The sequence below is a fragment of the Loktanella sp. D2R18 genome, assembly GCF_003318235.1.
Classification (GTDB): Bacteria; Pseudomonadota; Alphaproteobacteria; order Rhodobacterales; family Rhodobacteraceae; genus Yoonia.
The window spans coordinates 1-23403 of the sequence record NZ_QOCG01000020.1 but is presented as its reverse complement, the minus strand read 5'-3'; the positions used below and the strand labels follow the sequence as shown (position 1 = coordinate 23403).

The 23403-nt window shown below is 55.3% G+C and carries 20 protein-coding genes; 11 read left to right on the top strand and 9 right to left on the bottom strand.

Going from position 1 to position 23403, the window contains the following annotated elements; genetic code table 11:
- Nucleotides 1-4: 4 nt before the first annotated feature.
- Together DS901_RS11305 and DS901_RS11300 are read right to left on the bottom strand one after the other, a co-directional pair.
- Nucleotides 5-1420 (bottom strand): SLC13 family permease, encoded by a 1416-nt coding sequence (locus DS901_RS11305; protein WP_147249909.1) that lies wholly within the window; start codon nucleotides 1418-1420, stop codon nucleotides 5-7.
- Nucleotides 1421-1471: 51 nt separating this feature from the next.
- Complete coding sequence (locus DS901_RS11300; RefSeq protein WP_113777058.1) at nucleotides 1472-2395, bottom strand: LysR substrate-binding domain-containing protein; 924 nt, start codon at nucleotides 2393-2395, stop codon at nucleotides 1472-1474.
- A 130-nt stretch (nucleotides 2396-2525) separates the two neighbouring features.
- Here DS901_RS11300 and katG point away from each other — a divergent pair, with 130 nt between their 5' ends.
- Nucleotides 2526-4736, top strand: coding sequence for a catalase/peroxidase HPI (gene katG, locus DS901_RS11295; protein WP_113777057.1), 2211 nt, complete (start codon nucleotides 2526-2528; stop codon nucleotides 4734-4736).
- Between the two features lie 68 nt (nucleotides 4737-4804).
- Here the strand turns inward: katG and DS901_RS11290 are convergent, their stop codons facing one another.
- A complete protein-coding gene (locus tag DS901_RS11290; protein WP_113777056.1) occupies nucleotides 4805-7924 on the bottom strand; it encodes an efflux RND transporter permease subunit in 3120 nt (1039 codons plus the stop codon).
- Nucleotides 7921-9063: an efflux RND transporter periplasmic adaptor subunit gene (locus DS901_RS11285; protein WP_113777055.1), complete on the bottom strand. Its 1143-nt coding sequence runs from the start codon at nucleotides 9061-9063 to the stop codon at nucleotides 7921-7923. Before DS901_RS11285 ends, DS901_RS11290 begins: the two co-directional genes overlap by 4 nt.
- 278 nt (nucleotides 9064-9341) lie before the next feature.
- On the opposite strand from DS901_RS11285, the gene DS901_RS11280 reads away from it, so the two are divergent.
- From DS901_RS11280 to DS901_RS11255, 6 genes are all read left to right on the top strand, one after another.
- Entirely contained in the window at nucleotides 9342-10790 is a 1449-nt protein-coding gene (locus DS901_RS11280; RefSeq protein WP_113777068.1) for a pyridoxal phosphate-dependent decarboxylase family protein, read from the top strand.
- Nucleotides 10777-11172, top strand: coding sequence for a rhodanese-like domain-containing protein (locus DS901_RS11275; RefSeq protein ID WP_258546710.1), 396 nt, complete (start codon nucleotides 10777-10779; stop codon nucleotides 11170-11172). Before DS901_RS11280 ends, DS901_RS11275 begins: the two co-directional genes overlap by 14 nt.
- Nucleotides 11169-11891 (top strand): 5-oxoprolinase subunit B family protein, encoded by a 723-nt coding sequence (locus tag DS901_RS11270; protein ID WP_113777053.1) that lies wholly within the window; start codon nucleotides 11169-11171, stop codon nucleotides 11889-11891. Before DS901_RS11275 ends, DS901_RS11270 begins: the two co-directional genes overlap by 4 nt.
- An 11-nt stretch (nucleotides 11892-11902) precedes the next feature.
- The gene (locus DS901_RS11265; protein WP_258546709.1) at nucleotides 11903-12898 is read left to right on the top strand and encodes a biotin-dependent carboxyltransferase family protein; all 996 of its coding nucleotides are present in this window, start codon (nucleotides 11903-11905) and stop codon (nucleotides 12896-12898) included.
- Nucleotides 12899-12910: 12 nt separating this feature from the next.
- Nucleotides 12911-13669, top strand: a complete 759-nt coding sequence (locus DS901_RS11260; protein WP_113777051.1) for a LamB/YcsF family protein — start codon at nucleotides 12911-12913, stop codon at nucleotides 13667-13669.
- Nucleotides 13670-13762: 93 nt separating this feature from the next.
- Nucleotides 13763-14593 (top strand): bifunctional allantoicase/(S)-ureidoglycine aminohydrolase, encoded by an 831-nt coding sequence (locus DS901_RS11255; RefSeq protein WP_113777050.1) that lies wholly within the window; start codon nucleotides 13763-13765, stop codon nucleotides 14591-14593.
- A 92-nt stretch (nucleotides 14594-14685) separates the two neighbouring features.
- Here DS901_RS11255 and DS901_RS11250 read toward each other — a convergent pair whose 3' ends face one another.
- Nucleotides 14686-15300, bottom strand: coding sequence for a hypothetical protein (locus tag DS901_RS11250; RefSeq protein ID WP_147249908.1), 615 nt, complete (start codon nucleotides 15298-15300; stop codon nucleotides 14686-14688).
- Between the two features lie 221 nt (nucleotides 15301-15521).
- Nucleotides 15522-16202 (bottom strand): endonuclease/exonuclease/phosphatase family protein, encoded by a 681-nt coding sequence (locus DS901_RS11245; protein WP_113777048.1) that lies wholly within the window; start codon nucleotides 16200-16202, stop codon nucleotides 15522-15524.
- Between the two features lie 45 nt (nucleotides 16203-16247).
- Between DS901_RS11245 and DS901_RS11240 the strand changes: the two genes are divergently transcribed.
- The gene (locus DS901_RS11240) at nucleotides 16248-16907 is read left to right on the top strand and encodes a hypothetical protein (protein WP_113777047.1); all 660 of its coding nucleotides are present in this window, start codon (nucleotides 16248-16250) and stop codon (nucleotides 16905-16907) included.
- 4 nt (nucleotides 16908-16911) lie between these two features.
- Here DS901_RS11240 and DS901_RS11235 read toward each other — a convergent pair whose 3' ends face one another.
- Entirely contained in the window at nucleotides 16912-17916 is a 1005-nt protein-coding gene (locus tag DS901_RS11235; protein WP_113777046.1) for an NAD(P)/FAD-dependent oxidoreductase, read from the bottom strand.
- Between the two features lie 48 nt (nucleotides 17917-17964).
- Here DS901_RS11235 and mnmD point away from each other — a divergent pair, with 48 nt between their 5' ends.
- Both mnmD and DS901_RS11225 read left to right on the top strand, forming a co-directional pair.
- Nucleotides 17965-18648 (top strand): tRNA (5-methylaminomethyl-2-thiouridine)(34)-methyltransferase MnmD, encoded by a 684-nt coding sequence (gene mnmD, locus DS901_RS11230; protein WP_113777067.1) that lies wholly within the window; start codon nucleotides 17965-17967, stop codon nucleotides 18646-18648.
- Nucleotides 18638-19501, top strand: a complete 864-nt coding sequence (locus DS901_RS11225) for a DMT family transporter (RefSeq protein WP_113777045.1) — start codon at nucleotides 18638-18640, stop codon at nucleotides 19499-19501. Before mnmD ends, DS901_RS11225 begins: the two co-directional genes overlap by 11 nt.
- On the opposite strand, the gene DS901_RS11220 is transcribed toward DS901_RS11225, so the two are convergent.
- Nucleotides 19466-21457, bottom strand: a complete 1992-nt coding sequence (locus DS901_RS11220) for a lytic transglycosylase domain-containing protein (protein WP_258546708.1) — start codon at nucleotides 21455-21457, stop codon at nucleotides 19466-19468. The two genes, DS901_RS11225 and DS901_RS11220, sit on opposite strands and share 36 nt — an antisense overlap.
- 147 nt (nucleotides 21458-21604) lie before the next feature.
- Here DS901_RS11220 and dapA point away from each other — a divergent pair, with 147 nt between their 5' ends.
- Complete coding sequence (dapA, locus tag DS901_RS11215; protein WP_113777044.1) at nucleotides 21605-22477, top strand: 4-hydroxy-tetrahydrodipicolinate synthase; 873 nt, start codon at nucleotides 21605-21607, stop codon at nucleotides 22475-22477.
- 40 nt (nucleotides 22478-22517) lie between these two features.
- Here dapA and DS901_RS11210 read toward each other — a convergent pair whose 3' ends face one another.
- Complete coding sequence (locus tag DS901_RS11210; protein ID WP_113777043.1) at nucleotides 22518-23159, bottom strand: DsbA family oxidoreductase; 642 nt, start codon at nucleotides 23157-23159, stop codon at nucleotides 22518-22520.
- Nucleotides 23160-23403: the final 244 nt, after the last annotated feature.

Below are 23403 nucleotides of genomic sequence, written 5' to 3'. Positions count from 1 at the left end.
GCCTCTAGATCAGGTTCAGTGCTTTCCAAAACGGAATGCTTAGGAAAACCGCTCCACAGCGGAGCAGGTAAAAGAAGATATTAATGATAATGAGTGACGACATCCGATACGCGGTGCGCTCGGCGTCAAGCGTCGTCACATTTTGCGAAAAAACGCCGTGCTGATAAGGCCAGATAAACCCTTCGGACACGGTAAGAATCGTAAAGCCAAGCACCCAAGGGGAGATCCCAATGGTTTCCGCAAACGGCAGCAAGGCGCTGGCAAGAATGATGAAGGCCGGTGCGCCCGGCACGGCAAGCCGGATCACAAAAACCCCTGCCATTGTAATCGCAAATCCGAGGTAAAGATTACGCTCAAAAACGGGAACGAGAATTGGCATCTGGTCTGCCAACCATTGGCTAAGCCCAAGGTGATCTAACATCGGCCCCCATGCGACAACGGTGGCGACAAAAATCAGGGTGGGCCAGTCAAACCGGCTCCGCAGGTTTGACAAAGTAAGCCCCGAGAAAAAGAACACAGCCATTGCCAGTGACAGCACAATCCATTCAAGCGGGACCTGATGGATAGGGCGTGTCAGGATCGCAACCAGCAAAAATGCATAGAGCCCAAGCGTTGCCCAATCTCTCATCGGGTTCGCCTGTACGTCGATTGCGGCATCGGCCGCTTGCGCGCCTGTACCGGCCCCGCGTTTGACAGCAAAGACAAACAGCGCAGCCGCAAACCCGACCGCGATCACCAATCCTGCGACACTCGCCGCTTGCAACCACCCTAACCATTGATACCGATTGCTGGTCTGGTCATCGAGCATGCCAAGCAGCACAAAGTTCAACGGATTTCCGGTCAAGATGATGGTCGAAAGCAGCGTCGCGCCATGAATATGCGCCAATGCAAGAAAGCTATTGTTTCCCGCACGGTTGGCCCTAAAAAACCGATGCACAAGCGGCTGCACCATGCTTGCCCTCCCGAGCGGTGACGGCACCACAAGCGTGAGCAAAACCCCGGATGCAACAACGGCCAGCAGCCTGGTCGGGAACGACGCGTTCTTACGTACCAGCACCGCTTCTAACTTGTTCAACCAAGAGGTTTCAGCAAGCAGTGCTGCCAGCACAAATATACCAAATATCAGAAAAAAGACCTGCGAATAGAACCCGCTAAACGCGATTTCGCGGGGCACGATCCCAAGCAGCACCACGATCAATAGCAAGGCCAATCCGGGCACAAAATCCGGCGTCAATCGGAATATCCACATGACAATTGCCGCAAGCGCAAAGCACAGGAATTCTGTCTGGTGCAGAGGCAAAACATGCGCGAGCTGCAAATAGAGCAACCATGGAAGCAGACCAACAAGGCTCCATGCGACAAAGTCGCGAAAGGCATAGCCGGTGGACTGCATCCCCAAGGAATGATTGGTGTCCGACACTGTGAAATCCCGATAAATTATGCCCAAACGATAGTTCGGACATATGTAATATCAAGAACTGAATTTCACGTTAAACGTGTCCAAACGCACTTTCGCAGCTTCCTTTACGTGCTCAGATAGTTCTGCAAATTGCGCCGTAAGCGGGTTCGTTTTACGCCAGATCATGCCAACAGTGCGGGACGGCTCGGGGTTTTGGAAGTGACTGATGCACACCGGGGCGGCACGGGTTTCGACGGGGATTGCCATCTCGGGGATCAGTGTCACGCCAATGCCCGCGCCAACCATTTGCACCAACGTCGACAGGGAACTCCCATCTAAGCCGTCGCGCGGAACAGAGGTTTGGAAATTGCAGAACGACAAAGCTTGGTCACGAAAGCAATGCCCCTCTTCGAGCAGCAACAACCGCATAAGACGCAGCGCTTCGACATCTGGACAAGGACCGCCGTCTTGTGATTCGTGGCGCACCAAAACCAAACGTTCATCGAACAGTGGAACTTCTGTCATCCAGGGTTCCGAAACGGGCAAGGCAACAATTGCGGTGTCAATCCGCCCCTCTGCAAGCTCTTCAATCAGGCGCGGCGTCACCGTTTCGCGGATTTGTACATCGAGATTCGGGTAGGTTTTGTCCAAGCGCGCGATCAGTTGCGGCAAAAGATAGGGAGCAATTGTGGGAATCACCCCAATGCGCAAACGGCCGTTCAGCTCCCCTTGCGCTGCACGTGCCATTTCACCCAGCTCGTCAACCGATTGCAGAATCGCACGTGCGCGCCCAGCAAAATCTTGGCCAAACTGCGTAAGCTGCACGTGCCGCGAGCTACGCTCAAACAGTGCCGTACCTAAGCTTTCTTCGAGATCTTTGATCTGCACGGAAAGCGCGGGCTGTGAAATTGCGCATGCCTCGGCCGCGCGGCCAAAATGGGCGTGACGCGCCAAGGCCTCGAAATAGCGCAGTTGCTTAAGCGTGACATTATTCATAACCTAAAGTTATCACTCTGATCGGAAAATGCAACTTAAACTAATTATAAAATCATGCTAGCCTGATCTTAACAGCGTTGAATGATCGACGCCGTAAGTAGCTAAAGCTCAGCCAGAATCGGAGAAAAACATGGACGGAGATAACATCGGGAAATGCCCCGTTGCGCATGGTGGCGCAGCCCACACAACTATTTCAGGGCGCGCAAGCCGTGAATGGTGGCCGAACCAGCTAAATCTACGCATTTTGCACCAAAACACGCCAGCGGCTGATCCAATGGGCGCTGATTTCGACTATGCTGAAGCATTCAAAGCGCTTGATCTGAAAGCGCTAAAAGCTGATCTGACCGCGTTGATGACAGACAGCCAAGACTGGTGGCCTGCAGACTATGGTCACTATGGTCCATTCTTTATCCGTATGGCGTGGCATAGCGCCGGGACTTACCGGAATGCAGACGGTCGTGGCGGTGCGCGCACAGGGACACAGCGTTTTGCGCCGCTCAATAGCTGGCCAGATAACGGCAACCTTGATAAGGCCCGCCGCCTATTGTGGCCGATCAAACAAAAGTACGGCAATAATATCTCTTGGGCCGATCTGATGATCCTTGCAGGTAACGTCGCGCTCGAATCGATGGGTTTTGAAACCTTTGGTTTTGCAGGTGGCCGCGCTGATGTTTGGGAACCCGAAGAAGATATCTATTGGGGTGCTGAAACCGAATGGCTGGCGACATCCGACAAAGAAGGCAGCCGCTATTCTGGCGATCGCGAAATGGAAAACCCTCTCGCGGCAGTGCAGATGGGTCTGATCTACGTGAATCCCGAAGGGCCAGACGGCAACCCTGATCCGCTCGCCTCCGGGTTTGATATCCGCGACACATTTGGCCGGATGGCGATGAACGATGAAGAAACCGTCGCACTTGTTGCTGGTGGTCATACGTTTGGGAAGTGCCATGGCGCCGGTGACCCCGCGCTTGTAGGCGCGGAACCAGAAGCTGCCCCAATGGAAGCCATGGGGCTCGGCTGGGCCAATGATTTCGAAAGCGGAAAAGGCGTTCACACAACGACCAGCGGCATCGAAGGTGCGTGGACCCCTACCCCAATCACTTGGGACATGAGTTACCTTGAAACGCTACTTAACAACGAGTGGGTGCTGACAAAAAGCCCCGCAGGTGCGAACCAGTGGAAGCCAGCAAAAGGTGCAATGTCAGACGCAGTGCCGGATGCCCATGACGGATCTACACATGCGCCAATGATGACGACTGCCGATATGGCGTTGAAACTTGACCCAATCTACGCACCGATCTCACAGCGGTTCTTGGACAATCCGGCCGAATTCGCAGATGCGTTTGCACGCGCTTGGTTCAAGCTGACGCACCGTGACATGGGCCCGAAGTCACTTTACTTGGGTGACGAAGCTCCTGCCGAAGACCTGCTGTGGCAAGATCCGATCCCTGCGGTTGACCACGATTTGGTTGATGCTGCGGATATCGCATCTTTGAAAGCCGCAATCTTGGACACCGGCCTGAGCATCTCAGAGCTTGTTTCAACGGCTTGGGCCTCTGCGTCTTCGTTCCGCGGGTCCGATAACCGTGGTGGTGCAAACGGCGCGCGCATCCGCTTGGCTCCGGCCAAAGACTGGGCCGTCAATGAGCCTGCGCAATTAGCAAAAGTTTTGGCGGCGCTGGAAGGCGTGCAGTCAACATTCAACGCACAGTCGGGCAGTAAAAAAGTCTCAATCGCTGATTTGATCGTTCTGGGTGGCGGCGCCGCCGTCGAGCAAGCCGCAAAAAACGCAGGTCATGATATCGAAGTGCCGTTTACACCCGGTCGCATGGATGCTTCACAAGACGATACCGATGTCGAAAGCTACGATGTACTTGAGCCTGAAACAGATGGTTTCCGGAACTTTCATCCAAAAGATTTCAACGTCCCAGCTGAGAAGCTTCTGGTCGACCGCGCACAGCTTTTGACCCTTTCAGCCCCAGAAATGACTGTTCTGGTTGGTGGTTTGCGCGTGTTAGGTGCCAATACTGACGGCAGCAAGCACGGTGTGTTTGGTGATACGGCTGACACACTAACCAACGCGTTCTTCACAGGTATGCTTGACGCTAGCATTGAGTGGAAACCCGTTGCAGGCAAAAACAATCTGTATGAGGCCATCGACCGCGCCACAGGTCAGGTTACAGCCACAGGGACACGTGCCGATCTGGTCTTCGGGTCAAACTCACAGCTGCGCGCAATTGCAGAAGTCTTTGCACAAGACGACGCAAGCGCACGTTTCGTAGGCAGCTTTGTCGCGGCGTGGGTCAAAGTGATGGAACTGGATCGCTTCGATCTGAAATAAGCTGCAGGACATTACAGAAAAGGGGCGCGACCATCACTGGCCGCGCCCCTTTTTGTTAGCTTGAACCACTATTCTGCGGGCATCGGTGCCGCATTCCCAACCGACCGTGATGCTCGCCGTTCGCCGAGCATCAGCATTGCCGGGGTCACCAATAGCGTCAGCAGTGTCGCGAAAACCAAACCGCCCGCGATTGCGCTTGATAGTTCGGTCCACCATTGGCTAGACGGTGCGCCATAGACAATCTCGCGGGTGAAGAAGTTGATGTTCAACCCGATCACCATCGGCATAAGCCCAAGCGCCGTTGTGACAGAGGTCAACACAACCGGACGCAAACGTTGCGCACCTGTGCGCAAAGCCGCCTCGAGCGATGACAACCCGTCGCGCTTGAATTCATTAAATGCGTCTATCAGCACGATGTTGTTGTTCACAACGATCCCGGCAAGCGCAATCACACCGATCCCGCCCATAACAACGCCAAACGGTCGCCCCGTCACCATCAGGCCGACAAGCACGCCAGCGATGGAAAAGATGATCGCGGACATCACGATGAACGCCTGCCAATAGCTGTTGAATTGCGTCAGCAAGATCACAAACATCAGCCCAATCGCGGCTACAAACGCGCCCATCAAAAAGATCATCGATGATGCTTGATCCTCGGCTTCGCCGCCAAATTTGACTTCAATCCCAGCAGGAACGCCCAAGCTCGGTAATGTTTCCTCAAGCGCAACTGTTTGGTCATTGGCAAGCACGCCCGGTGCGACATCCGCAGAGATTGTCACGACGCGTTCTTGGTCAATGCGTGTGATGATCCCACTGCGCGGCGCTGGAATGAACGACACAAAATTCGAGATTGGCACAAGCCCCGATGCCGTCGGCACGCGCAGCGATTCTAGTTCTGCCAAAGTCCGGTCAACTGCGGGAAAACGCACAACGATATCGACTTCTTCATCGGTGTCATCGGGGCGGTAGTCCGCGACCGTAATACCGCGTGTTAACAGCTGTACCGCTTGCCCAAGCAGGGCAACATCGGCGCCACTGCGCGCGGCTTCAGACCGATCAACGCTAATCTGCCATTCCACGCCGGGGCTAGGACGGCTGTCGACAACGTCAATAAACCCGCCCATGCGCTCCATCTCATCTAAGATAATTTGCACCGCCGCTTCTTGATCGGCCGCATTGTTACCGCGAATTTCCAGATTGATCGGTTTTCCGCCACCCGGACCACCAGAGTCAGTTTGCACCTGAATATCGATGCCCGGAATTTGTGCCATATCTGCGCGAATATCTTCGGCAATGAGCGCAACGGGGCGACGCGTATCCCATTCTTTTAGCTCAAGCTGGATCGACCCGATCACATCACCCGTGCTGCTTGTTGACCCAGACCGCGCATAGATGCTGGCGACTTCGTCATAAGCCTCAAGCTTGTCTTCGACCTGACGCACCAATGCATCTTGTTCGTAGACGGAAAAATTATCCTTCGCGCGCACTTCAACTTGGGCGTAATCCGGTTCAACCGATGGGAAGAACGTCAAGCCGTTGCCAAACGTGCCATAAGCCACAAACGATCCGACCAGCGCCATAATTGCAAAGCTCAGCGTGACCCATGGGCGTAGCAGCGACCATTCAAGAACACGGACATAACCGCCCATAAAGCCGGTCATATCGCGTGGATCACCACGTTCCGCCGCATACATCTGTGCTTTGGCTTTCTTAGATTGCGGTTGGCGCTTACCGATCAGCCCCCCCATCACAGGAATGAAAATCAGCGCCATAAACAGCGATGCGGCCAATGTTGCAATCACTGTAATCGGCAGGAATTTCATGAACTGACCAACAATATCTTGCCAAAACAACAGGGGCAAAAACACACATAGCGTTGTTGCCGTCGATGCGATAATCGGCCATGCCATCCGCTTGGCAGCCTGTGCGTAGGCCGATTTAGGGGATTGTCCTTCGTGCAGGTACCGGTCCGCCAGTTCAACGGTCACAATCGCGCCGTCCACCAGCATCCCCACCACAAGGATGAGTGAGAACAGCACAACGATGTTCATCGTGTAGCCCATCAAAAACAATGCCGCGACGCCGGTCAAGAACGCGCCGGGGATTGCAAGCCCGACCAAGATCGACGACCGGAACCCAAGCGCGTAAACAACCACGACCATCACAAGGAAAATCGCGGCAATCACGTTGGCTTCAAGATCCGACAGCATCGAAACCACGGTTTCGCTTTCATCAAGCGTATAGCGGATTTGCACGCTTTCAGGCCATGCTTCGGCGGATTTTGTCACCACTTCGCGCACTGCGGCCACGGTTTCAATAATATTCGCGCCAGACCGTTTCTTGATCTCAAGCGCAAGCGCGGGCTGGCCATTGATGCGCGCAAACCCAGTTGGGTCCACAAATGTACGACGGATCGTCGCGACGTCAGCAAAGGTCACAACCGTCTGGTCACGCACCATCACGGGCAGTTCCATCACGTCTTCGAGGTCTTCAATCAGTCCCGGCACCTTCAACACCAACCGCCCTGCTTCGCTTTCGATAGCACCCGCAGCGATCAACTGGTTATTGCGGGTGATTGAACTGATCAATTCATCAAAGGACAGGTTGTAGGTTTCAAAAACCGTAGGATCGATGAGAACTTCAAGCAACTCGGTACGCTTACCGCCCACGTCGACTTCGAGCACGCCGCCCAGCGCTTCGATATCGTCTTTGAGGTCTTCGGCGATAGTGTTGAGCGTTCGTTCGGGCACTGGACCGGACAGGATCACCGTCAAAATCGGAAACAGCGCGGTGTTGATTTCAGTCACCGTGACGTTCGCGTCTTGAGGCAGTTCGTTCTCGGCTTTGTCAGCGGCCTCGCGCACCTTGTCTAAAGCTTCGTCTGAATCAAAGCCCGCTTCGAATTCAAGCTGAACACTTGCATGGCCTTCGCTTGCGGTCCCAGTCATGGACTTCAAGCCCGTCAGCGAAGCGAACTCGACTTCCATCGGGCCAACAAGAACGTCTTCTGAATCCTCAGGCGAAATCCCGTCTAGGCTTGTCGAAACATAGACGATCGGGATCGGAACCTCTGGGTTACTTTCCTTAGGGATCCCTACATATGACGCGGCCCCCACGATCAGCAGGAATACGAGGATCAGTTGAACGACTTTGCTGCGTTTGAACGCCGCATCGATGAGCGCGTTCATTGTGACGCATCCGCGGATTGTGCTGCAACAGGCGGCTGCGGGTTCACCCTGTCACCTGCCGTCACAAAACCCTGCCCGACAGAAATGATGTCGGCCGCTTCTGGCAAGCCTGTCACCCAAATGCCATCGGGTTGCGCCCGGACGATCGTTACGGGGCTAAAGGCCACAATATTGCCTTCGGCCACTGTCTTTACGCCGAGATCACCGCTGGTGCCCAACGACAAAATCGCCGGTGAAATAAAGTGACCACGCGCCTGCCCGGTTGGAATTTCGATACGCGCGCTCAGCCCCGCAGGCATTTCGCTATTTGGATTGTCTACTGTCACTTCGACGCGGAAGGTGCGCGTCTGCGCATCTGCGTTACTGCCGATGAAGCCAATGACACCCGCGCGCTCTTCGCCCGTGATGAAAGACACCCGCGCGGCGTCGCCTTTGTTCAATCGCGACAGCGCTTGTTGCGGGACCTGCACAACAACGGTCAACGGGTCGTTGTCTAGAACTTCGGCCACCGCATCGCCATTGTTCACAAATTCACCCTCGTCCAAAGTCATATCGTTCAAACGGCCTGCAAATGGCGCAGTGATAATCGTGTTATCAAGCTGTTCGACCACTGCAGTAACCGCAGCTTCTGCGGAGGCCTCGGCAGCGCGCGCGGCAGAAACGCGGTCTTCGGTAGCAAGGCCGCGATCTTGTAGCGCGACAGCATTGTTATAGTCGCGCGTGGCTTGGGCCAATTGGGTTTGCGCCTGTAAGACCTGCGCCTCTATTGTTTCGGCATCGATGCGGCCGATTTCTTGGCCCGCAGTCACCAGATCACCGCGTTCGACAAGCACCGACATGATTTGGCCATTTGCCTTCGCGCGGATTTGGGTGGATCTATCTGGCGTTGATTGTCCTTCAGCGGTGAGCACCAGCTGTACATCTTGCGCAACAGACGGAATTACGGCCACGGTCACAAGGCTCGGCGCTGCGTCTTCGGCGGTCTCTTCTTCTGGGGCCTCTGGCGCGAATTGACCACTGCCCATCCAACCAACCATCGCGAGCCCCATCAAAATGGCCACCCATTTTGACCGACCCGCTCCCTTATCGCCATCAAACGTCAACTTGCCCGTCAAATTCGGAGCCCCATCTTGTGACATTTTGTAATCCTTTGGCCCAAGTATTGGTTTTGGCAGTCATCGCGCTGCGCATAATTTTGTCATAGTTAGGGCCGCGTAGCTTCGTTTACCAGTGCGTCACCGACGAAAATCCGACACAACAATGCATATCGCTCATTCATATTCGGCAGTTACGTCAATTGCACCAGCGTATCTCGTGCGAACACGCCGACCACATACCAGATAAAGCAAATTTTCAGTATTTCAAAAAAGTGATTTCATCGCTTGTCATTTTCGGCTCCAACCTTCCTATTTGGCGCATGACTGATATCCAGCACATCCCCTCGCTTGACCCTGATAACTGGGACAATTTCCGTGCACGCGCACATCAAATGCTTGAAAGCGCCATTGATCAAATGGCCCACGCAGGCGAAGGTCGGGTCTGGACGGAACCGCCGGACGACCTGAAGACGCTGCCACCGATCCCGGTACAGGGCGACGCTGCCCAAACAGATACGCAGATGAAAGCTCTATTGCCCTATGGCGTCGGCAATACCCATCCGCGATTCTTTGGGTGGGTCCACGGGTCAGGCACCCCATCCAATATCATTGCTGATATGGTTGCCGGGGCGATGAACGCAAACCTTGGTGGGCGTGATCACGGTGCCATATATATAGAAAAGCAGGTCGTAAGCTGGTGCAAGGCGATGTTCGGATTTCCTGAGACAGCCAGTGGGTTGGTCGTCTCTGGCACCTCTATTGCCACGCTGATCGCGCTCAAATCCGCACGCGACCGTATGAACAATTTTGCAACGCGCGCATCCGGCGTGCAGCCCGGCTTGGTCGGTTATACTTCAACCCAGACCCATTCTTGTGTCGCACGGACATTTGATATGTTGGGCCTTGGTAGCGATGCTTTGCGCAAAATCCCGGTGAACGATGCGTTTGAAATGGACACTGTCGCCTTGCAGGCTGCAATAGACGCGGATCGTGCAGCAGGGCTGACCCCTTTTGCCATCATTGGGACCGCGGGTGCAGTGAATGTCGGTGCAATCGATGATCTGGATACATTGGCCGATATCGCCGCGACTGAGAACCTCTGGTTCCATGTCGATGGGGCCTTTGGCGCAACCGCGATTCTGAGCGACAAGATCAAACCGCGCCTGACCGGGCTGACGCGTGCCGATAGTATCGCGTTTGATTTCCACAAATGGTTACATGTGAACTACGACGCTGGGTTCATCTTGATCCGCGACGAAGACGCGCATCGCCGGGCATTTTCAGAACGGCCAGATTATTTGGCTGCCGCAGATCGGGGTTTGGCCGCTGGCAACCCGTGGCCAACCGAATACGGACCAGAGCTGTCACGCGGGTTCCGTGCGTTGAAAATCTGGGCGCAATTGTCGGAACATGGCACAGATAAGCTGGGGCAGTTGATCACGCAAAACTGCAATCAGGCGCAATATTTGGCTGATAAAGTCAATGCAGACCCCGCGTTTGAACTTTGCGCGCCTGTTGCGCTCAATATCTGTTGTTTCCGCTTTACGGCCCCTGATGTCGATCTCAGCCGCTTGAACGCCGAAATTGTTATTCAACTGCAGCTTGATGGGGTCGCGGCACCATCCACGACTGTGCTCAATGGGAACACGGTGATCCGTGTGAACATCACCAATCACCGAACGGCTTATTCTGATCTGGATATTCTCTTGAAGGCCACGCATAGTATCGGCACGAAATTGGTGCTGGAGAGAAGCTTTGCCACAACTTAAGGTTACGGCCGCCCAAATGGTGGCCGCAGCGCGTGCTAAGATCACAGAAATCGACACGAGCGATGCCATCGCGATGACAAATGACCCCAATATCGTATTCGTTGACCTGCGCGATGTGCGCGAACGCGAACGCAGCGGGGCCATTCCCGGCAGTTTCCACTGCCCGCGTGGCATGGTCGAATTTTGGATTGATCCTGATAGCCCCTATTTCAAAGACATCTTTGCGCAAAAAGACAAACAATTCGTGTTTCACTGCGCTTCGGGTTGGCGGTCCGCGCTGACGGTCGCCACATTGCACGACATGGGGTTTGAGGCCGCACACCTGAAAGACGGGTTTTCTGATTGGGTCAAACGGGATGGCCCGATTGATCCTTGCACATGACCGACCCTGAAATTTGCCCACTTGGCGTTGATGGGGTGTTGATCAGGTTTGCGCGCACCTTGACCGAGGCCGCAAATACCCGCGCGATAGCCTTTGCCAGACAAGTAAAAGCTGCCGCGTTGCAAGGCGTGACCGAGGTTGCATCATCGCTTACCTCTGTGAGAGTCGGATTTGACCCCGCCCTGACCGACCGCGCAAACATCACAACCCAGCTAACCCACCTTCTGGCAAACCCTGCCGCCAAAGACAGTGCACCGCATCGTTTGTGGCAAATACCCGTCGCCTTTGGCCCGGATCACGCACCGCAATTGGCCGAAGCCGCGGCACTCGCTGGCGTTACCCAAGACCAAGCAATCGCAGAAATCACCACGCAAAAATTGCGTGTCATCGCGCTTGGCTTTGCACCGGGACAGCCGTATTTAGGGATGCTGCCGCAGCATTGGGACATCCCGCGCCAATCAAAACTCACCCCCCAGATGCCCAATGGGGCCTTGGTTGTGGCCGTGCGCCAATTGATTATCTTTGCCGCCGATGCGCCGACAGGGTGGCGGCATATCGGGCAATCCGCCTTTCAAGTTTATCAGCCAGATGCGGCGAAACCCTTTGCGTTCCAGCCCGGCGATACCGTGCAATTTTGTGCCGTGGGGGATGCGGAATTGACCGCGCTTCAGAACCGCAGTGACACCAACGGTGGCGCGCAAGTGTCGGCGGTGACCTGATGCCCCATTTGATGATCCATAGTATCGGTCCCGGCGTCACAGTCCAAGATTTGGGTCGTCCCGGCTGGACCGCACAGGGCCTTTCGACAGGGGGTGCCGCTGACCGCCGTGCAATTCTTGAGGCTGCCGCGATCCTTGATACACCGATCCAAGCCGGGCTTGAGATGATGGGTTTTGGCGGTGTGTTTAGCGTGGACCGCGATACGCGCATCGCGCTGACGGGTGCACAAATGCAGGCCAGCATCGACGGTGCACCCGTGCCGCAGAATACGGCCGTGCTGCTGCGTGCACGCCAAAAGCTGACCATCGGCGGGGCAAAGCAGGGGGTATATGGGTATCTATCTTTCGCAGGCGGCATCGCCACTCCGCAGATCATGGGCAGCCGCGCGGCACATCTGACGGCTGCAATTGGTGGGCTTTTACAGGCAGGGGCGACACTGCCACTTGGCAAAGATACGACACCGCTTGCGCCGCCTGTGCGCCTCACCCCCGATGATCGCTGTGCAGGCGGCACGGTGCGCGTAATGCCCGGCCCGCAAACCGGCTATTTTGACGCCCAAACACCTGCGCGATTTACAAAGACACAATTCACCCGCAGCCCACGCGGCAATCGGCAAGGTGTTCGGCTCGATTATGACGGTGACGGATTTACACTGAGCGGTGGCTTGAACATCACGTCTGACCTGATCGTGCCCGGCGACATCCAAATGACGGGCGACGGGGTACCCTATGTTTTGTTAGCTGAATGCCAGACAATCGGTGGCTACCCAAGAATTGGGACGGTTTTGCCGGCTGACCTTCCGATTGTTGCACAATCGGCCCCGGGCACAAAACTGCGCTTTGTATTTGTGACGGTGCAGGAAGCCGATACAACCGCGACGTCTGACAAAGCAACGCTCGCGGCATTGCGCGCCCAAGTTACGCCAATCATCCGCGATCCGCATGACATCGCGGATTTACTTAGCTATCAACTGATCAGCGGCGTGACCGCTGGCAATGAACTATAGCTTGGGGACATCATGACACGCACCGTCGATCTGAACGCCGATATGGGCGAAGGTTTTGGACCTTGGGCAATGGGCGATGATGCAGCCCTACTCGACATCGTGACCTCGGCCAATATTGCTTGCGGGTTTCACGCGGGCGATCCTGATGTGATGGCGCGGACAATGGCGCGCGCGGTCAAAAATAACGTCGGGATCGGGGCGCATCCGGGCTTTGCCGATCTTAAGGGGTTTGGGCGGCGACAATTGCCGCTTTCACACGATGAAATCGCCAACGCTGTGGCCTATCAACTGGGTGCGGCGCATGCCATGGCCCGACGCGCGGGTGGCACGGTCAAACATCTGAAACTGCACGGCGCGCTGTCAAATATGGCCAGCGTTGATGCGGACCTAGCGCGTGCTTGCTATACTGCCGCCCTCGCGGTTGATCCCGACATCACGATTATGGTGCTTGCCGCGACGGCGATGGAATCCGTTGTGCGTGATCTCGATTGCGCATGGGCTGGCGAGATTTTTGCAGACCGCGCCTATAACGATGATGCAACTTTGGTCGATCGTAGCAAACCGGGGGCCGTGCTGCATGATGCCGCCATCGCCGCGCCACGCATTTTGGATATGCTTAACGCTGGTGCAATCATTTCTGAAAGCGGCAAGCACATTCCCTGCCAAATTGACACGATCTGCCTGCACGGCGACACGCCCGCAGCTGTCGCAATGGCACGCGGAATTCGGGACCATCTGCAAACCGCGGGTATCACGCTCAAATCGCTTTGATACGACCTTCAAAGAAAACCGAATAATCCTATCGACGCTTAGCCCTTTCGCTTTGGCCGTAGCACGCGTTAACTGCCCTTAAGGGAGACATCCATGACCAACGCACCGTACTATAGCCCCAAAGGCGGCCTGCCCCCGCAGACCCAATTGCTGACCGACCGCGCCATGTTCACTGATGCTTACGCAGTGATCCCCAAAGGGACGATGACCGATATCGTCACCAGCAATTTGCCGTTTTGGGAAAAAACACGCGCTTGGGTGATTGCACGACCCATGTCGGGGTTTTCTGAAACCTTCAGCCAATACATCATGGAAGTCGCCCCCGGTGGCGGCAGCACCCGCCCTGAACCCGAAACAGATGCGCAAGGCGTCCTGTTTGTCGTCGCGGGCGGGTTTTCTCTGCGGATCGGCGATGAAACACACGCGTTAGAAACTGGAAGCTACGCCTATCTGCCAGCAGGTTGCGATTGGGCGCTGACAAATGACACCGACACCCCCACAACACTCCACTGGGTACGCAAGCTATATCAAGCCGTTGACGGGATCGCCGCGCCAGAGCCTTTCGTGACCTCTGATGCCGATGCAACCAAAGTCGAAATGCCTGACACTGATGGCAAATGGGCGACGACCCGTTTCGTCGACCCCGCCGATATGCGCCACGATATGCATGTGAACATCGTCACCTTGGAACCCGGGGGGGTGATCCCCTTTGCCGAAACCCACGTGATGGAACATGGGCTATATGTGCTCGAAGGCAAAGCCGTCTACCGGCTGAACCAAGACTGGGTCGAAGTCGAAGCCGGAGATTTCATGTGGCTACGCGCCTTCTGCCCCCAAGCCTGCTACGCAGGCGGTCCCGGCCCGTTCCGCTATCTGCTCTATAAAGACGTAAACCGGCACATGCCGCTGGGGCTGGGAAAGTAGTTGCCGCAATCTTTCTTCTAACCAGGATCGATAGAAATATCTCAGAAAAGGGCGACGGCCAAGCTGATATGATTACATATTGAGACTACAATCTACTCTGAGCTTGCTTCTACCAGTATCAACGTAACATTTAGGCTCGTATGGTGGGTAACACCTTCAAGATCGCTTGGGCCTGTGAATTTGACCGATAATTGATCTTCGACAAAGTCAAACCTCCCCAAAATTCGTGCTTCCCCGTCTGAGGCAGGACCAACAAATTGAGCATTCATATATGGTGGGTGATCTTCACCGTCCGCGTAAAAAGCGTGTATTAACTCTGTGCCCGAAGTGTTAACCTTATATTCAATATGCAAACCTTGCCGCACGGTATCCGTACTAAGGATATCTCCCGTATATTTCCCTAGATGCGCAGAAACATCAAAATTTCCTTGCATCACCTGAAGCCGCGCAGGTCCGACGCAAAAATTTATTTTTCCAGTTACCGTCATGCTCCAATCATCGTTTCTGAACCCAGTTAACGTTCTATCGACGCGCTCTGGCAAAACCTCGGCTCCACGTCTTACTGTGATACTAGGCGTTTCCGGCTGACCTAGAAGGGAAGTAGGAAAGTTCGCGGAGATTAATACAGGCGTGTCTTGATTAACCTCTATTTGAGCAGGAACATCGTTGCCCGTACATTCGAAACTAGCATTCTCTTTATCGAGCATAAGGAGTTCGACTCTGGCCCAATACCCTAGCGTCACGGGTTCAGATAGTGCCAGTGTAGGTATGACAAGCGGTGCGAACATGACCATAGTGTAAATAGGTTTCAAACTGGGCACGTATCGAATCTCCCTAATATTTATCAAATACATAATGCCGATACTCATAGTTTAGCAAAAAACTGTCAAAACCCGATCATAGTGATCATTTGCGACACTTATTCCCGCTAAACCACATCCGCCCAAATCGGCAAATGATCTGACGCATGGCGCGCGGGGCCTTCTTGAACGACGCCTGCGTCGCGCATTTCCAAACCTTTTGACATTGCGATCCGGTCAAGTGCGGCGATGGGCCTTGCAGCGTGGAAGCTGTGGCCGGGGGCGTGGATGGCGAAATCGCCTAAAGCCTCTAACCCTTTGCGCGGGGACCATTCGTTGAAATCCCCTGCAACAATCACCCGGTCAGCGCCGTCACATGCTTTGGCAATCGCGTGCAACTGCCGCACACGGTGCCGCCGCATCAGCCCCAGATGGGCCGCGACAAAACTGAATGCGGGCAGATCAACGCGGACGGCCCCGCGCGGTTCCAGCCCCGGCAGGTCGATATGAGTGACTTTGCCAATATGCATACCCTTACGGACTAATATCGCATTGCCGTGCCAGCCAATGCTGACCGCATTGCGCGCGACGGGCACAATTTCGAAATCTGTTTCGGCGGCAATAACACTGCGCGCAATTGCACTGGGGCGCGCGCCAAGCCGCAAATCGGCCTCTTGCAGCGCGATCACATCAGCGTCCAACCCGTTCAAAACCTGAACAATTCGCATTGGATCCCGCTTGCGGTCCAGCCCTTTAGCCTTGCGGATATTATAACTTGCGACCCGAAGGCTCTTATTTGATGTACCCATGTTATGATAGATGGGGATGAACACCGAATATGAAAAGGCTATGCGATGATCATAGATAAGGTTCTCCAGCAAAATCGCGTCCTACTGGTGCTATGGGGGCTGCTCTTTATTGCTGCGATCGTCGCCTTGTTCACCGCAAGGTGGTCGCTTGCATTTGTTGCATTCAGTACATTGACCCTCGCTATAGCGCCTGTGTTTTTGGCGTCACGTTTGCACTTGACCCTGCCCCTGCCGTTCTTGGTCGCGACAACGCTCTTTACGTTTGCCACTGTGTTCATGGGCGAGGCCTTTGATTTCTACGAACGCTACTGGTGGTGGGATATTGCGCTGCATGGCGGGTCAGCAGTTGGGTTTGGGCTGATGGGGTTCTTGTTTGTCTTTATGTTATTCGAAGGCGATCGTTTCGCCGCCCCACCCGGCGCCATCGCGTTTATGACGTTGTGCGTAGCCATGACCGTTGGTGCCACATGGGAAGTGTTCGAATTCACGATGGATCAGGTCTTTGGGCTCAACATGCAAAAATCGGGCCTGATGGATACGATGGGCGATTTGATCGTGGATGCGGTCGGCGCGCTGTTTGCTGCGCTATCGGGGTATGTGTATCTGCGCGGCAATGATTCCGGATTCATGGCGCGATTGATTCGACAGTTCATCACACTTAACAAGGAACTGTACCGTAAATCTATGGATCGGTTAAATAAATAGGCACCTACGGCCTAAAATCTACTGGAATCACATTCTGTCCGTCCAGCACCAAATCGGCCATCACTTGGCCAACCTTTGGGGCCATACCGAACCCGATCTTAAAGCCCCCGTTTGCCACAAATTCACCAGGCCGATTGGGATGATGCCCCAAGATAGGCGCACGATTGCGACTGCGTGGACGCACCCCGGCCCAGCGCTCAATCACAGGCGCATCGCGCAATACCGGAAAAGCGACGCGCGCGCGGCTCAGCACATCTTCAAGTTGGTCGTCGGTCGTGGACGGATTATCAAAATCGCGTTCCGTTGTTGACCCAATTGCGACAGTGCCATCGCAATGAGGGATGATATGCAGTGCATCTGCGAAAAGTTGGGGCTGGTGTTTCGCGTCAAAGGCAAGCAGTGCTGCCTGCCCTTTGACCCCGCCGCCACCAAGTTCCATCACACCCGCATGACCTGTTGCCCAAACAATCTGGCCCACAGCATCACCCGATGTTGCCACCGTCCCGCCCAGCGCAATCACAGCATCCGCCAACGCCCGCGTCGCGCGGCGTGGGTGCACCAGCGCCGACAGCGTATCACGCACGATAAACCCGCTGGGCGATTGAGGCATCCATGTGCTGTCAGGGGTCGCAATAACCTCCCACAAGGCTTTGCCTTCCCAAAGTTCAGAACCTGTCACGGCCCGGTCCTGCGCCAATTCAACCGCGCGCGCATCCGCCAATGGCTGCAACCGGCCAGAGCGCGCATAGCCCACATCGGCCGCGGTGAGCGCGGATACCTCATTCCAAAACCGTTCTGCGTAAATCAGGCTGTCGAATTGGAACGCTTTCTTTTCATTCCAGTTTTCAGGAACATGTGGGGCCAGTGCGCCAACGACACCGCCGCTTGACCCAGCTGCGACACCGTTTGGATCAATCACCTTTACACGCGCACCGCGCTGCGCGCAGGCATACGCGACCGAAAGCCCAAACACGCCCGCGCCCATGACTGTCACATCAGCCGTTGCCATTCTTGATCCTTCCGCCCAAAGATGGCCCAAGCTTTAAGGCATGACGCAATGACAAACCAGACAGCAGATCTCGACTGGCGGGACGGCCGTGTGCCGATCTCGACACAGTTTGATGATCCATATTATTCGCTTGATAACGGGCTGGCCGAAACACGGCACGTGTTTTTGGACGGCAATGACCTGCCCGCGCGGTTTGGGGGTAATTTTCAGATCGCAGAACTTGGCTTTGGCACCGGGTTGAACCTGTTGGTCACTTGGGCGCTTTGGGATCAAGCAGGGCGTCCCGGCCAGATCAGTTTCACGTCATTCGAGGCCTTTCCAATGGCGATTGAAGACATGCGCGCTGCGCTCACCCATTTTCCCGAAGTCGCTGACTATGCGGCCAAACTGCTCGCACATTGGAAACCGGATGCGGGTGCGATCCAATTGCCTGACGGACCAGTGCTGCATGTGATCATCGGAGACGCGCGGCAAACGCTCCCTGCGTGGGGCGATAACGCCGATGCATGGTTTTTGGATGGGTTTTCGCCTGCCAAAAACCCAGAACTTTGGGGAGCTGATCTACTCCGGGCCGTGGGCGACCACACGCAGCCGGGCGGCACCGCAGCAACCTATAGCGCGGCGGGTCATGTCCGCCAAAGCCTGACCCAAGCCGGGTTCGATGTGACCCGCACCCCCGGCTTTGGTCGCAAACGTCATATGACACAGGCAAGGATGCCCGATGCAAAATAACGCCCGCCTGGGGATTATGTTAATGATCGCGACCACTTTTGTTTTTGCGATCCAAGACGGGATATCCACCCATCTTGCTGGGCAATATAATGTGCTGATGATCGTCATGATCCGATACTGGTTTTTTGCGGCTTTCGTTATCGCCATAGCAACCCGGCAAACCGGGTCGATCAAAGCGGCAGCGGCAACCAAACAACCGATCTTGCAGATCACGCGCGGGCTTTTGCTTGCGAGTGAAATTTGCATCCTGATCACCGGGTTTGTGATGTTGGGACTGGTCGAAAGCCATGCCATTTTTGCGAGCTACCCGCTGTTGATCGCCGCACTATCTGGCCCGGTTCTAGGCGAACAGGTCGGTTGGCGACGCTGGGCCGCCATTGCAATCGGGTTCGTCGGCGTCTTGGTCATTTTGCAACCGGGTTACGGTGTTTTCGCGCCCGCCGCTATAATTCCAGTCATCGGGGCGCTGATGTTTGCGCTTTACGGGTTGTTGACACGCTTTGCTGCGCGCAAAGATAAAACCGCCACCTCGTTCTTTTGGACCGGTGTAGCGGGGGCCGTGTTGATGACCATTATCGGCGCACGGTCATGGGAGCCAATGTTGACCCACGATTGGGCTTGGATGGCTGCCCTATGTGTCACAGGCGCGGTAGGGCATTGGCTCTTGATCAAAACCTACGAGGTCGCAGAGGCAAGTTCAGTCCAGCCCTTCGCCTATTTGCAACTTGTCTTTGCAAGCGCGATTGGCGTGTTTGTCTTGGGTGAAACCATCCGCCCGAATGTCGCCTTGGGTGGCGCGATTGTTATTGGGGCTGGGTTATTCACCCTGTGGCGTGCCCGGCAAAAGGCCTAATTGTTCGGGGCGGGCGACCGGGCGCAACAACGGCTTTTTGCCAATTAGTAGGTCTGTAAAGGCGACTGGGCCTGTCTCACCCGTCAATCGGGCCTCGTAAATCGGCAGGCTTTCTGTGACGCGCATGACGTAATTCCGCGTCTCGCGAAATGGGATGTGTTCGATCCAATCGATAACATCCATTTCAAGCAAACGCGGGTCGCCACGTTCCTCCATCCATGTGCGTGGGCGCCCCGGGCCCGCGTTATAACCCGCTGCAACCATCACTGGCGTCGGGCCAAACTGTTCTTGTAGCCCCGCCAAATACTGCGCGCCAAGCGTCGCGTTATAGCGCCAATCATTAATCACTTTGGCCCGTGCGTAGGGCAGACCAAGTTCACCCGCGACTTCTTCGGCGGTGCCGGGCATCAGTTGCATTAGCCCTAACGCGCCAACCGGACTGCCGACAGTCGTGTTAAATTCGCTTTCGCGCCGTGCAATCGACAAGGCCAGCACGGGGTCTACAGGGAGGTCCATCTGCGCAAGATCATGGATCGGGTAGTAGATCGTTGGAATTACGATCCCACGTGTGACCGCCACCTTACCCAGCAACAGCGTGTAATACTGTTCGTCAAGGTGATCGAGATAAGCGCCAATCTGGGCCAATTCTTCTGGGGGTAAAGTCTTGCCAAGATGCGCAAAAAACGTCACTGCCGCGCCACGTTCGCCCCCCGCAAGCAAGATAAAAGCGGCTTTTACAACCTGTTGGTCAAAGACAGGCGCGCCTTCCCAATCGACGGAGGTTCCAGCGAGCATCGGGTCAAGCGGACGCCCAAGTTTTTCAGCGGACAATAATCCATAAAACGCCGTTTGATGATTGGCTGCAGCACCATAAGCCAGCGCCGCTAAATCAGCATTCTCCATCACCTCATGGGTGCGCCCCTGCCAATATTGCATCCGGCTGATCGAAATCGGAGTTGAAACGGCATCGGCCGCATTTTCGAAATGGGTCAATGCGCGTGCAGGGTCACCCAGATAGGTCAGCGCGATATAGCCGGACAGCCATTCCAAATCCGAATAGGTGGCACCTTCATCTAAATAATGCCGAGAGGCCAAAGCATAGGCTTGATCGGCGCGCCCTTCGCGCATTTCCCATCGGGCAAGCACCCGCCGCCAGCCAGCCCACCGAAACGGCTCGCCCAAGGCGGCGCGGCTGGTGGACCGATCGGCAAGCATCTCAACAGCATCCGTCCAATCCCCGCGCTGCGCACGCCAGCTATAGCGGGCGTATGCAAAACCGGGATCTTCGCGCAGGGAGGCGGGCACCTCATTATAGAGCGGTAACATGTTCCGCGTGCCCGCGATGTAGCCGATCCGCGCGGCGACAGCGGCGCGTTGATCAGGCGCTAACAAAGGCAACATTCGCCTCGCATCACCACGCCGCGAGCGCCACAACATCGCATCTGCGCGCGCGGCGTGGTAAGGGGCCAGTTGTTCAGGGAAGGCGTTAATCAGCGCCGCATGCCCGTCATCCGTCAGGCCTAACTCCAGCCAAGCTTTGCGTAAAGTCTCGTTGGCGCGTTCATCTTCACCGTTTGCGAAAAACGCCGCCGCTAGCCGTTGCGCCCCTTCGCCCGTTTGGGGGGCATCCTCTGCGAACCATGCAACCACGGTATCTGCAGGATGATCCGACGGGATCATTGGCTCGGCGACTTTGCGAAGGCGATCCAATCCGGGCCAATCAGGATGGTCCACAACAAAGGTCACATAGTCTGCAAACGGCGCTTCGCCGTCTAACAAACGCAACCAAGCCAAGACATCAACGGTCACCAAATCTGCTTGCGCCGCCAATGTCTGCGCGGCGTCCCAATCGACGTCCGCTGTCGCGATTGCAGCCACAGCGGTTGGATCAACCTCTTGCGCGGCAACGCGAACGGCCGCGCAAGAGAATGCAAGTGCTAAAGATAAATATCGCATCAAAACCACCGTATTGCTTGTTCAAAAAATAAACTAACGTAGGTAGCCGCAATAACAACTCACAAACTTGGCAATCGGCACAAACCCGTCTAGTGTCCGCGCGATTTTATACGGGCGATTCAGCCCTCACATACAAGGAAGCGCGTTATGTTCAAAGGGTCACTCCCCGCCCTCGTCACGCCGTTTAACAACGGCCAAGTGGACATTGATGCGCTCAAGAAGCTCGTCAATTGGCATATTGAGCAGGGCTCAAACGGTTTGGTCCCCGTCGGTACAACTGGCGAAAGCCCAACGCTGACACACTCGGAACATGATGCCGTTGTTGCCGCCGTCGTCAAAGAAGCCGCCGGTCGCATCCCCGTGATCGCCGGCGCTGGGTCCAACAACACAGTCGAAACCGTGCGTCTTGTCGAAGCTGCTAAAGCTGCGGGCGCGGATGCGGCCCTTGTTGTCACGCCTTATTATAACAAGCCGACCCAAGCTGGTCTGATCGCGCATTTTAGCGACGCCGCTGCCGTGGGACTGCCGATTATCATATATAATATCCCGGGTCGTTCAGTTGTGGATATGACACCTGAAACGATGGGCAAGCTGGCCAAACTGGACATGATTGTCGGCGTCAAAGACGCCACTGGCGATTTGTCACGCGTGCCGGCCCAACGTATGACTTGTGGCACAGATTTCTTGCAGCTGTCTGGCGAAGACGCAACCGCACTGGGCTTTAACGCCCATGGCGGACTAGGCTGCATTTCGGTCACGGCCAATATCGCACCCAAGCTGTGTGCCGAATTCCAAGCCAGCACATTGGCGGGCGACTATGCCACCGCACTGACCCAATTGGATCGGCTGATGCCACTACACGAAGCCGTCTTTACCGAACCCGGCGTTGCAGGCGCGAAATACGGCATGTCTTTGCTGGGGCTTTGCAGTGAAGACGTGCGTTCGCCACTTACCGCTCTGACGGATGGAACCAAAGAAAAACTGCGCGCCGCGATGGTGCATGCAGGTTTGCTAAATTAAACACTTGGGCGGGGGAACTCCCGCCCGCTACATGGCCGTATTACGCGCCCTTTAACTGTCCCAATATATGCGTGTAGTTCTCGACGCCTTGCGCGCCGGTCACGAGGTGCTTTCTGTTAAATACTGCCGCTGGGACACCGCGAATGCCTTGCTGCATCCAGAATTGTTCCTGTTCGCGCACTGCATTTGCGAAACGGCCGTCCTCTAGCACGGCAAGTGCCTCATCCCGTTCAAACCCACTCTCGCCGGCGATATCAGCCAACACGTTGGTATCTGACAGATCACGATGGTGGGTGAAATGGGCCGAAAACAGTGCCATTTTCAAACCGTGCTTGCGGCCCTGCTCACCCGCCCAATGCAACAGTTGATGGGTGGCAAAAGTGTTGTGCATCCGTTTGTCATCGGAAAACGCGAATGCAAAGCCAAGTTCATCGCCCAATTGTTTCAACTGCACCCGCGACTGGGCCGATTCTTCTGGGGTCGATCCGTATTTTTCGGCCACATGTTCACGCATGTTTTGCCCCTCGGCGGGCATATCGGGGTTCAGCTCAAACGGATGCCAGTGGATTTCATGCGGGGTCCCAGTGTCTTCTAGCGCCTGCGCCAATTGGCGATAGCCGATAATGCACCAAGGGCACATAACGTCTGAGATGATATCGATACGTAAAGGTTGTTGGGACATGTTAAACGCTTTTCGGATTGAGAAAGATCACTTACCTATATTGTGCGGCGGAGCCAAAGTTCCAATTAGGTTACGAACATAACACAATGATTTGTGTGGAAAGGTCGCACGCCATTTGCCTTTGCAGGCGTTTTTTCTGGATTCGATCAATGGGCCACGTCAAACACCAAGCATTTTTAACCCAAACCGGACATTGACCGCGACCGACCTCGATGACTGCAATCCGGACGAAAGCCCCATTTCG